The 14789-nt window shown below is 64.7% G+C and carries 10 protein-coding genes and 1 pseudogene; 6 read left to right on the top strand and 5 right to left on the bottom strand.

Annotated elements, in window-relative coordinates:
• The first annotated feature begins 75 nt into the window (after positions 1-75).
• On the top strand, positions 76-474 hold the full coding sequence (gene rbfA, locus CUJ89_RS08045; protein WP_048244035.1) for a 30S ribosome-binding factor RbfA: 399 nt from the start codon (positions 76-78) through the stop codon (positions 472-474).
• Between the two features lie 13 nt (positions 475-487).
• Positions 488-1420 (top strand): tRNA pseudouridine(55) synthase TruB, encoded by a 933-nt coding sequence (gene truB, locus CUJ89_RS08050; protein WP_114176858.1) that lies wholly within the window; start codon positions 488-490, stop codon positions 1418-1420.
• Between the two features lie 96 nt (positions 1421-1516).
• Here truB and CUJ89_RS08055 read toward each other — a convergent pair whose 3' ends face one another.
• The 5 genes and pseudogenes from CUJ89_RS08055 to CUJ89_RS39055 all read right to left on the bottom strand — a co-directional run.
• Positions 1517-3076 (bottom strand): DHA2 family efflux MFS transporter permease subunit, encoded by a 1560-nt coding sequence (locus CUJ89_RS08055; RefSeq protein WP_114176859.1) that lies wholly within the window; start codon positions 3074-3076, stop codon positions 1517-1519.
• Positions 3077-3104: 28 nt separating this feature from the next.
• Positions 3105-4322: an EmrA/EmrK family multidrug efflux transporter periplasmic adaptor subunit gene (locus tag CUJ89_RS08060; RefSeq protein WP_114176860.1), complete on the bottom strand. Its 1218-nt coding sequence runs from the start codon at positions 4320-4322 to the stop codon at positions 3105-3107.
• A gap of 52 nt (positions 4323-4374) precedes the next feature.
• A complete protein-coding gene (locus CUJ89_RS08065) occupies positions 4375-5871 on the bottom strand; it encodes an efflux transporter outer membrane subunit (protein WP_114176861.1) in 1497 nt (498 codons plus the stop codon).
• A gap of 87 nt (positions 5872-5958) precedes the next feature.
• Positions 5959-6450, bottom strand: a complete 492-nt coding sequence (locus CUJ89_RS08070) for a MarR family winged helix-turn-helix transcriptional regulator (RefSeq protein ID WP_114176862.1) — start codon at positions 6448-6450, stop codon at positions 5959-5961.
• Between the two features lie 284 nt (positions 6451-6734).
• Positions 6735-6815, bottom strand: a pseudogene (locus CUJ89_RS39055) (pyridoxal-dependent decarboxylase); the annotation flags it as partial.
• Here CUJ89_RS39055 and typA point away from each other — a divergent pair.
• The 4 genes from typA (at position 6777) to lpdA (ending at position 14705) form a co-directional block, all read left to right on the top strand.
• Positions 6777-8603 (top strand): translational GTPase TypA, encoded by a 1827-nt coding sequence (gene typA / locus CUJ89_RS08075; protein WP_114176863.1) that lies wholly within the window; start codon positions 6777-6779, stop codon positions 8601-8603. The pseudogene CUJ89_RS39055 and the gene typA overlap by 39 nt on opposite strands.
• Positions 8604-8923: 320 nt before the next feature.
• Positions 8924-11788 (top strand): 2-oxoglutarate dehydrogenase E1 component, encoded by a 2865-nt coding sequence (locus CUJ89_RS08085; RefSeq protein ID WP_114176865.1) that lies wholly within the window; start codon positions 8924-8926, stop codon positions 11786-11788.
• A gap of 135 nt (positions 11789-11923) precedes the next feature.
• Positions 11924-13195, top strand: a complete 1272-nt coding sequence (gene odhB / locus CUJ89_RS08090) for a 2-oxoglutarate dehydrogenase complex dihydrolipoyllysine-residue succinyltransferase (protein ID WP_114176866.1) — start codon at positions 11924-11926, stop codon at positions 13193-13195.
• A gap of 79 nt (positions 13196-13274) precedes the next feature.
• Positions 13275-14705 carry a dihydrolipoyl dehydrogenase gene (lpdA, locus tag CUJ89_RS08095; protein ID WP_114176867.1) on the top strand — a complete coding sequence of 477 codons (1431 nt, stop codon included), beginning with the start codon at positions 13275-13277 and terminating at the stop codon, positions 14703-14705.
• Positions 14706-14789: the final 84 nt, after the last annotated feature.

Raw genomic sequence — 14789 nt, forward strand, 5'->3', positions numbered from 1 at the left:
TGAGCCTGTCCCGCCCATTTTCATGGTGGCGTGCCAACAACGGCCGCCGCTTTATCCTCGGATCACGGATCGATCATGTCCAGGAAACGTACTTCCCCCAATCGCAACGTTCAGATCGCCGACCAGATACAGCGCGATCTGTCCGAACTCATCATGCGCGAGGTCAAAGACCCGCGCATCGGCATCGTGACCATCCAGAGCGTGGAGCTCACGCCGGACTACGCGCACGCGAAGATCTACTTCACGGCGCTTACCGGCGATCCGGCCAAGACGCAGGAGGCGCTGAACCACGCGTCGGGTCACTTGCACAACCTGCTGTTCAAGCGCCTGCACATTCATACGGTGCCGACGCTGCATTTCCACTACGACCAGACGATCGAGAAGGCCGTGGAGATGTCGCGTCTGATCAAGGAAGCGAACTCGACGCGCGCGAAGGACGACGACGAGGCCGACGCGCCCACCAAGGACGACTGAACTCGACCGGCCTATGACGACTGCAGCATCCCAACGTCCGCGCGTGCCCCGGCGCCCGCTGGACGGCGTCCTCCTGCTCGACAAGCCGGTCGGCCTGTCGAGCAACGATGCGCTGATTCGCGCGAAGCGCCTGCTGCTCGCAAAGAAAGCCGGTCACACCGGTACGCTCGATCCACTGGCCTCGGGCCTGCTGCCGCTGTGCTTCGGCGAGGCGACGAAGTTCTCGCAGGATCTGCTCGAGGCCGACAAGACCTACGAAGCGACGATGCGTCTCGGCCTGCGCACGGCCACCGGCGATGCGGAAGGCGAAGTGATCGACACGCGGCCCGTCGAATGCGACCGGGCAGCGGTGGAGGCCGCGCTAGTGCGCTTCACCGGCGAGATCGTGCAGGTGCCGCCGATGTATTCGGCGCTCAAGCGCGACGGCAAGCCGCTGTACGAATATGCGCGCGCGGGCCAGACCGTCGAGCGCGAGGGCCGCAACGTGACGATCCATGTGCTCGACCTGCTCGCCTGCGCGCTGCCCGACGTGACGTTTCGCGTGACCTGCAGCAAGGGCACTTATGTGCGCACGCTGGCGGAAGATATCGGCGAGGCGCTGGGTTGCGGTGCGCATCTGACGATGCTGCGCCGCACGGGCGTCGGCGCGCTGACGCTCGAGCATGCGGTGACGCTCGATGCACTGTCGGACGCCGACGAATCGGCGCGCGATGCATGGCTCCAGCCGGTCGATGCATTGTTGTCGACGTTTCCGGCCGTTCGGCTCGACGACGCGAGCGCGAAGCGGTTCCTGCACGGCCAGCGTCTGCCGCTGTCGGAGCTCGGGCCGATCGACGCGGCCGACGGCGAGCGCGTGCGTGTCTACGACGCAACGCGGCTGCTCGGCGTGGCGCGCAAGGCGAATGGCGTGCTCGCACCGGAGCGGCTCGTCGTGACGGCTGCATGATGCTGCGGCGCGAGCGCGCCGTCGGAGCAACAAAAAGCCCGGTCGATTTCGACCGGGCTTTTGTTTGGCGCGCCGTAGCGCGGTGCCGGGTGGCGCTTAGTGCGCCGCCGACGCCGCCGCACCGGCATCGCCGCCGCCCGCGCGTTCAGGCTTGGTAATCCAGATCAGCCCGATCAGCAGCACGAAGATCATCGCCGAGATGTAGAACAGGTCGTTCACGCCGAGCTGCGCGGCCTGTTGCGTGGCCAGGTTGTTGATGAGGCCATGCGCCTGGTTCTGCGTCAGCCCGAGGTTGCCCATCTGCGTGACGGCCTGGTTGAACGTCGGGTTGTACACGTTCGTCTGCTCGACCAGTTGCGCGTGATGGAAGTTGTTGCGGTGATCCCACGCGGTCTGGAAGATCGACGTGCCGATGCCGCCGCACATGATCCGCACGAAGTTCGACAGGCCGGAAGCCGCGGGAATGCGGTGGCCGGGCAGGCCGGACAACGTGATCGACACGAGCGGGATGAAGAAGCCGGCCATCGCGATACCCTGCACGAGCGTCGGCAACGTCAGCGACCATTCGTCCACACCCGTCGTGTAGCGCGATCGCATCCAGAAGCACAGCGCGAATATGAGGAACGCGGCGGTCGCGATGTAGCGCGGATCGGTGCGCGGCAGGAACTTGCCGGTCAGCGGCGACAGCAGGATCGCGAACAGCCCGACCGGCGCCATCACGAGGCCGGCGTCGGTCGCCGTGTAGCCGATCTGGGTCTGCAGCCACAGCGGCAGCAGCACGAGGTTGCCGAAGTAGAGCCCGTAACCGACCGCCAGCGCGATCGTGCCGCCCGTGAAGTTGCGCATGCGGAACAGCGACAGGTCGACGACGGGGTGCTCGGCGGTCAGTTCCCAGATCACGAAGAACGCGAACGAGATGATCGCGATCAGCGCGAGCGCGACGATCGTCGTCGATGCAAACCAGTCCAGATCCTTGCCCTTGTCGAGCATGATCTGCAGCGAGCCGACCCATAGCACGAGCAGCGCAAGGCCGACGCCGTCGATCGGCGCGCGGCGCACGGTCGATTCGCGCGTGCGATAGATCGACCACGTGGCGAGCGCGGCGGCGATGCCGACCGGGATGTTCACGTAGAAGATCCACGGCCACGAGTAGTTGTCCGAGATCCAGCCGCCGAGAATCGGGCCCGCGACCGGCGCGATCAGCGTGGTCATCGACCACAGCGCGAGCGCCATCGGCGCCTTCGCGCGTGGATAGCTCGACAGCAGCAGCGATTGCGACAGCGGGATCATCGGACCTGCGACCGCGCCCTGCAGCACGCGCGACGCGAGCAGGAACGGCAGCGTCGGCGCGAGCCCGCACATCCATGACGAAATGACGAACAGGATGATCGACGCGAGAAACAGGCGGACCTGCCCGAAGCGGTCGGTCAGCCAGCCCGTCAGCGGCACCGAGATCGCATTCGCGACCGCGAACGACGTGATGACCCACGTGCCCTGGTCGGACGACACGCCGAGGTCGCCCGAGATGGTGGGGATCGCGACGTTCGCGATGGACGTGTCGAGCACGTTCATGAACACCGCGAGCGATACCGCGATCGTCCCGAGGACGAGTTGCCCGCCCTGCAAGGGCGGGTAGGAGGCAGGAGCCTGTGCCATGTCGGTTGTCTTTCCGGAGTCGGAACGGTTACATCATTTTCGCGGCGCTGCTCTGCTTTGCCGCGGCCGGTGCCGACGCATTGCTGCCCGTGTTCTCGGCGATGATGCGCGCGATTTCGGCGTCGGCTTCGTCGCCGTACTTCGCGAACACGTTGGTCTCGTAGACGGTGTTCGGTGCGTTGACGAGCTGGTCGCCGCGTTCGTCCTTGATGTCCACGTCGACCTGCATCGACAGGCCGATGCGCAGCGGATGCTTGTCGAGATCCTTCGGGTCGAGCTCGATACGCACCGGCAGGCGCTGCACGACCTTGATCCAGTTGCCGGTTGCATTCTGCGCCGGCAGCAGCGAGAACGCCGAGCCCGTGCCGGCCGAGAAGCCGATGACCTTGCCGTGGTAGGCGACCGACGAGCCGTAGATGTCGGCCGTCAGCTCGACCGGCTGGCCGATGCGCATGTGCTTGAGCTGGACTTCCTTGAAGTTCGCGTCGACCCAGACGGCATTCAGCGGCACCACCGACATCAGCGGCGTGCCGGGCGACACGCGCTGGCCGACCTGCACCGAGCGCTTCGCGACGTAGCCCGTAACAGGCGCCGGCAGCACGTTGCGCGCGTTCGTGAGATACGCGTCGCGAACCTTCGCGGCGGCGGCCATCACGTTCGGGTGCGACGCGATCGTCGTGTTCGCGGTCAGCGCGCGATTCGACGCCAGCTGCTGCTGCGAGGCGTCGAGCGATGCCTGGGCGGCGCGCACGGCGTCACGTGCGTGCGAGATCTCTTCCTGTGACACGGCACCCGTCTGTGCGACGGCCACACGGCGACGCAGGTCGTCCTGGGCCTTCGACAGGTCGGACTGGCGCAGTGCGACCTGCGCGCGGTACTGGTCGTCGTTGACGAACAGGCCGCGTACCTGGCGCACCGTCTGCGCGAGGTTGGCTTCCGCCTGCTGCAGCGAGACCTGCGAATCGGCCGGGTCGAGCACGACCAGCGGGTCGCCGGCCTTGACCGTCTGCGTATCGTCGGCCTTCACGGCAATCACGGTGCCGGTGACCTGCGGCGTGATCTGCACGACGTTGCCGTTCACGTACGCATCGTCGGTCCCTTCATGGAAGCGGGCGACGAGGAAGTAGTACAGGCCGTACGCGATGGCCGCGATCACGATGACCGCGACGAGCAGCGTCATCATCCGTTTGCGCTTCCCGTTGTTCTGCGACTGTGCGCTGGCGGCGTTTTGTTGAGGGTCGCTCATGGCGATTTTCTCCGTCCGTTATTTCGAGTGTCTGCGTAGTGGTGGCGCCGGATCAGTTGGCGGCCTGTTTGGTCGGCTTGTCGGCGTCGGGCGCGGCGAGCGGCGTGCCGGTCGCGTCGAACCCGCCGCCCAGCGCCTTGATCAGCGCGAGCTGCATGTCGCGTCGGCGCATCTTCAGGTTGGTCACCGTCTGCTCCGATGCGAGGCGGTTGCTGTCCGCGGTCAGCACCTGCAGTTGCGGCGACAGGCCGGCCTTGTAGCGGATCACGGCGAGATCGTACGCGCGCGTCGACGCGTCGAGCGCGCGCTGCGCGTCGCCCATCTGGCGATCGACCGCGCGGATCGACGCGACCTGCGTCGCAACGTCGTTCAGCGCGCTGATCAGCGTCTGGTTGTAGTTCGCCACCGACAGGTCGAAGTCCGCGTAACGACCCTTGAGCTGGGCGCGCAGCGCGCCGGCGTCGAAGATCGGCAGGTGGATCGCCGGGCCGAACTGCGCCTGGCGGCTCGCGAAGTTCAGGAATTTGCCCCAGCCGAACGCATCGAAGCCGAAGCCGGCCGCGAGGTTCACGTCGGGGTAGAACTCGGCCTTCGCTTCCTTCACGTCGTGCATCGCGGCCTCGACCTGCCAGCGCGCGGCGACGATGTCGGGGCGGCGCGAGACGAGATCGGCCGGCAGGTTGCCGGGCAGCGCGACGTCGCCGCTCGGGCTCACCACGGGCGCCGCGATCTGCAGCCCGCGATCCGGACCCTTGCCGAGCAGTGCGGCGAGCTGGTAGCGCACCGTCGTGATCTGGCCGTCCAGATCCGACAGCGAAGCCTGGGTCGTCGCGATATTGCCGCGGGCCGTCTGGCGTTCGACGTTGGTGTCGAGGCCGGCCGACACGCGGCCGTCGGTGATCTTGCCGACCGTCTCGCGGTTGGCGATCTCGCGTTGCGCGATATCGCGCAGCGCATAGAGCTGCGCGAGCGAGTTATAGGTGCGCGCGACCGACGACGCGAGCGTGATGCGCGCCTGCTGCATGTCGGCTTCGGCCGCCTTTTCCTGCGACACGGCGGTGTGCAGGCGTTCGCGGTTCTTGCCCCACAGGTCGAGCTCCCACGATGCACTCGCGAGCGCGTTGTTCTCGCTGTACCACTGGCCACCGTACGGGGGCGGGAACAGCGCGTTCGACGAATACAGCTCGCGCGTCCACGAGTAGCTGGCCTCGGCCTTCGGCAGCAGGTTCGAACGCGACGATTCGATGTACGACGACGCTTTCGCGATGCGCGCCTGCGCCTGCGCGATCGACGGATTGCCCTGAAGGGCTTCGTCGATCAGTTTCGGCAGTTGCGGATCGCCGAACTGGCTTGCCCAGTCGAGCGCCGGCCACTGGCCGCCCTGGGCCGGCAGGCTCTGGGCGGATTCGAATTGCGACGCGGGGGCGATCTGCTTGTCGCTCTTGATGCCGATGTAGTTCGCGCAGCCCGTCAGCGCCAGTGCGGCGACCGCGGCGGCGACGGCGGCGCGGCACGACCCGGTGCGCACGGACAACGGGGAGGATTTCATCGCGCTGACCCCTGACTCGGAATGAATGATGGACACTGCAAGGATTTCCTTACATTAATCTGTCAAAAGTAATTGTTATGGCAACTATTACGCGATGCTACCGCCGGCCGTCTCGCAATAGTTGCTGAGAATGCGGCGCAGCATGCTCTTCAGGAACCCGACTTCTTCCGGCGTAAACCCGTCCAGCACCTGGTCGAGCACGCTGCGGAAAATGGGTGGCAGCCGCTCGGCAAGCGCGCGGCCTTCGTCGGTCAGTTCGAGGCGCACGACGCGCCGATCCTCGATGCTGCGGACACGGGACAGCAGGCCGCGTTTTTCGACCCGGTCGAGCAGGCGCGTGACCGCGCTCGCGTCGATCCCGTATTCGCGCGCGAGCTCGGCGGCCGTCGAGCACTTGCCGACCGCGATCATGAACAGCATGCTCGCCTGCGTACCCGTGATGCCGAGCTCTTCCTGCGTGCGTTGCGTGACGAGGTTGGTCATCACCGACTTCACGCGCGACATCAGATAACCGACGCTGTCGTTCATCTGGTACGAAGACAGCGGCGAAACGGGCGGTTGGGTAGAAGAATCCGACATAAAACCCTGAAGCTGCAATAGTTGACTAGGCAGCAGTATAGGCACAATTGTTTGCCGCGGCAAATGTTAATCGAACGGCAAAGGGTGCGCTTCGCATGGCGAAAATCCCTTGTCTTCATAAGGTTTTTCATGCCTGCCGGCAGCAGTCCTTCGGTCGGTTTGCCCGTTCGAGGGGAGGGCGGGCAGGCCCGGTTTGTTGCGTTGCAACGTGCCGTCAGCTCTCGCCATTCGCACGTGCTATAATTTGTGGCTTCCAAGCTGCTAACGCGCACGCACGTGTCGAACGAGCGTGCGCGTTTGCGCGTTAAAACGATTTCCAGGTTTCTATGACCCGCGCCCTTCGCAACATCGCCATCATCGCCCACGTCGACCACGGCAAGACTACGCTCGTCGACCAACTGCTCCGCCAGTCCGGCACCTTCCGCGAGAACCAGCAGATTGCGGAGCGGGTGATGGATTCGAACGACATCGAAAAGGAGCGCGGGATCACGATTCTCGCGAAGAACTGCGCGGTCGAGTACGAAGGTACGCACATCAACATCGTCGACACGCCGGGGCATGCGGACTTCGGCGGCGAGGTCGAGCGCGTGCTGTCGATGGTCGACTCGGTGCTGCTGCTCGTCGACGCGGTCGAGGGCCCGATGCCGCAGACGCGCTTCGTCACGAAGAAGGCGCTTGCGCTCGGCCTGAAGCCGATCGTCGTCATCAACAAGATCGACCGTCCGGGCGCACGGATCGACTGGGTCATCAACCAGACCTTCGATCTGTTCGACAAGCTGGGCGCGACCGAAGAGCAACTCGACTTCCCGATCGTCTACGCATCCGGCCTGAACGGCTACGCGTCGCTTGATCCGGCCGCGCGCGAAGGCGACATGCGCCCGCTGTTCGAGGCGATCCTCGCGCACGTGCCGGTTCGCCCGGCCGATCCGGAAGCGCCGCTGCAGCTCCAGATCACGTCGCTCGACTATTCGACGTACGTCGGCCGGATCGGCGTCGGCCGCATCACGCGCGGCCGCATCAAGCCGGGCCAGTCGGTCGTGATGCGCTTCGGCCCGGACAGCGACGTGCTGAGCCGCAAGATCAACCAGGTGCTGTCGTTCAAGGGCCTCGAGCGTGTGCAGGTCGACTCGGCCGAAGCGGGCGACATCGTGCTGATCAACGGTATTGAAGATGTCGGCATCGGCGCGACGATCTGCGCGGTGGATACGCCGGAAGCGCTGCCGATGATCACGGTCGACGAGCCGACGCTGACGATGAACTTCCTCGTCAACTCGTCGCCGCTCGCGGGCCGCGAAGGCAAGTTCGTGACGAGCCGCCAGATCCGCGATCGCCTGATGAAGGAACTGAACCACAACGTCGCGCTGCGCGTGAAGGACACCGGCGACGAAACGGTGTTCGAGGTGTCGGGCCGCGGCGAACTGCACCTGACGATTCTCGTCGAGAACATGCGCCGCGAAGGCTACGAGATGGCCGTGTCGCGTCCGCGCGTCGTGATGCAGGAAATCGACGGCGTGAGGCACGAGCCGTACGAGCTGCTGACGGTCGACCTCGAAGACGAACACCAGGGCGGCGTGATGGAAGAGCTGGGTCGTCGCAAGGGCGAAATGCTCGACATGGCGTCGGACGGCCGTGGCCGCACGCGTCTGGAATACAAGATCTCGGCGCGTGGCCTGATTGGCTTCCAGAGCGAATTCCTGACGCTCACGCGCGGCACGGGCCTGATGAGTCACATTTTCGACTCGTACGCACCGGTCAAGGACGGGTCGGTCTTCGAGCGCCGCAACGGCGTGCTGATCTCGCAGGACGACGGCGCTGCCGTGGCCTACGCACTGTGGAAGCTGCAGGATCGCGGCCGCATGTTCGTGAAGCCGGGCGACGCGCTGTATGAGGGCATGATCATCGGCATCCACAGCCGCGACAACGACCTGGTCGTGAACCCGATCAAGGGCAAGCAGCTGACCAACGTGCGCGCGTCGGGTACCGACGAAGCCGTGCGTCTCGTGCCGCCGGTCCAGATGTCGCTGGAATACGCGGTCGAGTTCATCGACGACGACGAGCTCGTCGAAGTCACGCCGCAGTCGATCCGCCTGCGCAAGCGCTTCCTGAAGGAGCATGAGCGTCGTCGCGCGAGCCGCGAAGGCGCGGTCGACTGAGCGTTTCGACCGGTCTCCCTGCATGACGGAAAAGGCTGCCTCGGGGCGGCCTTTTTTGCATCTGCGCGACGTGCAATCGGGTTGTCTGCAAAACACTGTTCCCGCGAGGCGTGGCAATCCGGCAAAACCCCGCCGTGCGGTGCTTTCAGGCACATTTCGCCGTGAACTCCGGTATCGGTTCTGTGATATGCTGCGCGCACGCAAGTTTTAGGTCCTTCCAAGCAAGACTTGATTCGCAATCCGCTAAACGGTCAGGCCGTGTCGCGGAAGGTTGAGTAACCCGCTATTTCTCGAGAAGCTCGAAGAAAGGTGAGCGTAAAATGTCAGATGTAATGAAGCAGTTTCAGCTGAACTCCTATCTGTTCGGCGGCAATGCTTCGTACGTTGAAGAACTGTACGATGCATACCTCAATAATCCGGCGTCAGTGCCCGAGAACTGGCGAGAGTATTTCGACGCGCTGCAGAATGTGCCTGCAACGGACGGTTCGAATGCCAATGACGTCGCGCATTTCCCGATCGTCGAATCGTTCGCCGAGCGGGCGAAGGCCAATGCCTTCATCCCGCGCGAAAGCACCACCAATCTTGCTGCGGCACGCAAGCAAGTTCACGTGCAGTCCCTCATCAGCGCCTATCGCTTCCTTGGCTCGCAATGGGCCAATCTCGATCCCCTGAAGCGTCGCGAACGTCCCGCCATTCCCGAACTCGAACCCGCGTTCTACGACTTCTCCGAAGGCGACCTCGACCAGACGTACAGCGCGAGCAACCTGTATTTCGGTTTCGACCAGGCTTCTCTGCGCGATATCGTCAAGGGGCTGCGCGACACGTATTGCGGCACGATCGGCGCTGAATACATGTACATCAGCGACCCGGAGCAGAAGCGCTGGTGGCAGGAGCGCCTGGAGTCGACCCGCGCGACGCCGAACTTCTCGGCCGACGAGAAGAAGCACATCCTGAATCGCCTGACGGCCGCTGAAGGCCTCGAGCGTTACCTGCACACCAAGTACGTCGGCCAGAAGCGTTTCTCGCTCGAAGGCGGCGAAAGCTTCATCGCGGCGATGGACGAAGTCGTCCAGCACGCGGGCAAGAGCGGCGTGCAGGAAATCATCATCGGCATGGCACACCGTGGCCGTCTGAACGTGCTGGTCAACACGCTGGGCAAGATGCCGGCCGACCTGTTCGCCGAATTCGAAGGCAAGCACGTCGACGACCTGCCGGCAGGCGACGTGAAGTACCACAAGGGCTTCTCGTCGGACGTGTCGACGGAAGGCGGCCCGGTCCACCTGTCGCTCGCGTTCAACCCGTCGCACCTCGAGATCGTGAACCCGGTGGTCGAAGGTTCCGCGAAGGCGCGGATGGATCGCCGCGGCGACGAAGACGGCCTGCAGGTGCTGCCGGTGCAGATCCACGGCGACGCGGCCTTCGCAGGCCAGGGCGTCGTGATGGAAACGCTGAACCTCGCGCAGACGCGCGGCTACGGCACGCACGGCACGCTGCACATCGTCATCAACAACCAGATCGGCTTCACGACGTCCGACCCGCGCGACGCGCGCTCGACGCTGTACTGTACCGACGTCGTCAAGATGATCGAGGCGCCGGTGCTGCACGTGAACGGCGACGATCCGGAAGCGGTGATCCTCGCGACGCAAATCGCGATCGACTACCGGATGCAGTTCCACAAGGATGTCGTGATCGACATCGTCTGTTTCCGCAAGCTGGGTCACAACGAGCAGGACACGCCGGCCGTCACGCAGCCGCTGATGTACAAGAAGATCGCGCAGCACCCGGGTACCCGTGCGCTGTACGCCGAGCGGCTCGTGCAGCAGGGCGTGATCACCGCGGAAGACGCCGACGCGTACGTGAAGGCGTACCGCAAGGCAATGGACGACGGTCACCACACGGTCGACCCGGTCCTGTCGAACTACAAGAGCAAGTACGCGGTCGACTGGGTTCCGTTCCTGAACCGCAAGTGGACGGATGCAGCCGACACGGCCGTGCCGCTCGCAGAACTGAAGCGCCTCGGCGAACGCATCACGACGGTCCCGGAAAACTTCAAGGTCCACCCGCTCGTCGAGCGCGTGATCAACGACCGCCGCAACATGGCGCGTGGCGACCAGCCGCTCGACTGGGGCATGGGCGAGCACCTCGCGTTCGCGTCGCTCGTCGCATCGGGCTACTCGGTACGCCTGACGGGCCAGGATTCGGGCCGCGGCACGTTCACGCACCGTCACGCGGTGCTGCACGACCAGAACCGCGAGCGCTGGAACGACGGCACGTACGTGCCGCTGCAGAACATCGCTGAAGGCCAGGCGAAGTTCACGGTGATCGACTCGGTGCTGTCGGAAGAAGCGGTGCTGGGCTTCGAATACGGCTACTCGACCGCCGAGCCGAACACGCTCGTGCTGTGGGAAGCGCAGTTCGGCGATTTCGTCAACGGCGCGCAGGTCGTGATCGACCAGTTCATCTCGTCGGGCGAAGTGAAGTGGGGCCGCGTGTCGGGTCTCACGATGCTGCTGCCGCACGGCTATGAAGGCCAGGGTCCGGAACACTCGTCCACGCGTATCGAGCGTTTCCTGCAACTGTGCGCGGATCACAACATGCAGGTCGTTCAGCCGACGACGCCGGCGCAGATTTTCCACCTGCTGCGTCGCCAGATGATCCGCCTGTTCCGCAAGCCGCTGATCATCGCGACGCCGAAGTCGCTGCTGCGTCACAAGGAAGCGGTGTCGGACCTGTCGGAACTGGCGAAGGGTTCGTTCCAGCCGGTGCTGAGCGAAACCGACGGCGGCATCGACGCGAAGAAGGTCAAGCGCGTGCTGGCATGCTCGGGCCGCGTGTATTACGACCTCGTCGCACATCGCCGCGAAGCGAAGGCGAACGACGTCGCGATCATTCGTATCGAGCAGCTGTATCCGTTCGCGCACAAGCAGTTCGAAGCCGAAATGAAGAAGTACGAGAACGCGACTGAAGTGGTCTGGGTGCAGGACGAGCCGCAGAATCAGGGCCCCTGGTTCTACGTCGAGCACCATCTGAAGGAAGGCATGAAGGACGGGCAGAAGCTGGCATACAGCGGCCGTCCGGCTTCGGCCTCGCCGGCGGTTGGCTACTACGCGAAGCACTACGAGCAGCAGAAGGCCCTGATCGAAGGTGCTTTCGGCCGCCTGAAGAGCGCATCGATCGCGAAATAACCGACGGAAGCGAAACGGGAAGGCGCGATGCGCTTTCCCGTCTCTTTTGGCCCGCCGGGCGCGTCGCGCGCCGCACCGGCCGAAGGAATCGCACGAACCTCGTCATTACCCAGATTAAGCATCCAGGAAAATCACATGGCTATCGTAGAAGTCAAAGTCCCCCAGCTTTCGGAGTCGGTTTCGGAAGCCACCATGCTGCAGTGGAAGAAGAAGCCGGGCGAGGCAGTCGCGCAGGACGAAATCCTGATCGAACTCGAGACCGACAAGGTCGTGCTCGAAGTGCCGGCACCGGCCGCGGGCGTGCTCGCGCAAGTGCTGCAGAACGATGGTGACACGGTGGTTGCCGATCAGCTGATCGCGACGATCGACACCGAAGCGAAGGCCGGCGCAGCCGAAGCAGCGGCGGGCGCCGCCGAAGTCCAGCCGGCAGCTGCACCTGCTGCAGCCGCACCGGCAGCACAGCCGGTCGCCGCAGCGGCATCGTCGGCCACCGCATCGCCGGCCGCATCGAAGCTGCTGGCCGAAAAGGGCCTGTCGGCGGGCGACGTCGCAGGTTCGGGCCGCGACGGCCGCGTCACGAAGGGCGACGCGCTGGCCGCAGGCAGCGCACCGAAGGCCGCTCCGGCTGCCGCACCGGCAAAGACCGCTGCGAAGCCGTCGCTGCCGGACGTGAAGGTGCCGGCGTCGGCGACGACCTGGCTGAACGACCGTCCTGAGCAGCGCGTGCCGATGTCGCGCCTGCGTGCGCGTATCGCCGAGCGTCTGCTCGAATCGCAGCAGACCAACGCGATCCTGACGACGTTCAACGAAGTGAACATGGCTCCGGTCATGGAACTGCGTAACAAGTACAAGGACAAGTTCGAGAAGGAACATGGCGTGAAGCTCGGCTTCATGTCGTTCTTCGTGAAGGCGGCTGTCCACGCGCTGAAGAAGTTCCCGCTCGTGAACGCGTCGATCGACGGTAACGACATCGTCTATCACGGCTACTTCGACATCGGTATCGCCGTCGGCTCGCCGCGCGGTCTCGTGGTGCCGATCCTGCGCAATGCCGACCAGATGAGCCTCGCCGACATCGAAAAGAAGATCGCCGAATTCGGCCAGAAGGCGAAGGACGGCAAGCTGTCGATCGAGGAAATGACGGGCGGTACGTTCTCGATCTCGAACGGCGGCGTGTTCGGCTCGATGCTGTCGACCCCGATCATCAACCCGCCGCAGTCGGCAATCCTCGGCGTGCACGCGACGAAGGAGCGTCCGGTCGTCGAAAACGGCCAGATCGTGATCCGTCCGATCAACTACCTCGCGCTGTCGTACGACCACCGGATCATCGACGGCCGCGAAGCCGTGCTGTCGCTCGTCGCGATGAAGGATGCGCTCGAGGATCCGGCACGCCTGCTGCTCGACCTGTAAGCCACGCCTCTGCATTGACCCGCTCCTCACGGGCGCGCGATCGCGCGCCCGTGAGGACGCACAAGAAGAAAGGATTTCCATGTCCAAGGAATTTGACGTCGTCGTGATCGGCGCCGGCCCCGGCGGCTACATCGCCGCGATCCGCGCCGCGCAGCTGGGCAAGACCGTTGCCTGTATCGAGAAGTGGAAGAACCCGGCCGGTGCGCTGAAGCTCGGCGGCACCTGCCTGAACGTCGGCTGCATCCCGTCGAAGGCGCTGCTCGCATCGTCGGAAGAGTTCGAGAACACGTCGCATCATCTGGCCGATCACGGCATCAGCGTCGACGGCGTGAAGATCGACGTCGCGAAGATGCTCGGCCGCAAGGACGGCATCGTCGAGAAGATGACGAGCGGGATCGAGTTCCTGTTCAAGAAGAACAAGATCACCTGGCTGAAGGGCCATGGCAAGTTCGCCGGCAAGACCGACGCGGGCGTGCAGATCGAAGTGAGCGGCGAGGGTGAAACCGAAGTCGTCACCGCGAAGAACGTGATCATCGCGACGGGCTCGAAGGCGCGTCACCTGCCGGGCGTTCCGGTCGACAACAAGATCGTTTCGGACAACGAAGGCGCGCTGACGTTCGACGCGGTGCCGAAGAAGCTCGCCGTGATCGGCGCAGGCGTGATCGGCCTCGAGCTCGGCTCGGTGTGGCGCCGCCTGGGCGCCGAAGTGACGGTGCTCGAAGCGCTGCCGGCATTCCTCGGCGCAGCCGACGAAGCGCTCGCGAAGGAAGCGGCCAAGCTGTTCAAGAAGCAGGGCCTCGACATCCATCTCGGCGTGAAGATCGGTGACGTGAAGACGACCGCGAACGGCGTGTCGATCGCTTACACCGACAAGGACGGCAACGCGCAGACGCTCGACGCCGACCGCCTGATCGTGTCGGTCGGCCGCGTGCCGAACACCGACAACCTCGGCCTCGAGGCGATCGGCCTGAAGGCGAACGAGCGCGGCTTCATCGACGTCGACGACCACTGCCGCACGGCGGTGCCGAACGTGTACGCGATCGGCGACGTGGTGCGCGGCCCGATGCTCGCGCACAAGGCGGAAGACGAAGGCGTGCTGGTCGCGGAAGTGATCGACGGCCAGAAGCCGCACATCGACTACAACTGCATTCCGTGGGTGATCTACACGTACCCGGAAATCGCGTGGGTCGGCAAGACGGAGCAGCAGCTGAAGGCGGAAGGCCGCGAGATCAAGTCGGGCAAGTTCCCGTTCTCGATCAACGGCCGCGCGCTCGGCATGAACGCGCCGGACGGCTTCGTGAAGATGATCGCGGATGCGAAGACCGACGAACTGCTCGGCGTGCACGTGATCGGCGCGAACGCGTCGGATCTGATCGCGGAAGCCGTGGTGGCGATGGAATTCAAGGCGGCGTCGGAAGACATCGCCCGCATCTGCCATCCGCACCCGTCGATGTCGGAAGTGATGCGCGAAGCGGCACTCGCCGTCGACAAGCGCTCGCTGAACAGCTGAGCACGGTTTAGCGCCTGCCGGCCGTCGGCCGGCGCTGCCGTCTCATGACGAAGGCGGGCGGGGTTTCCCGCCCGCCTTCGTTCT

Origin of the sequence: Burkholderia pyrrocinia (genome assembly GCF_003330765.1) — a bacterium.
Classification (GTDB): Bacteria; Pseudomonadota; Gammaproteobacteria; order Burkholderiales; family Burkholderiaceae; genus Burkholderia; species Burkholderia pyrrocinia_B.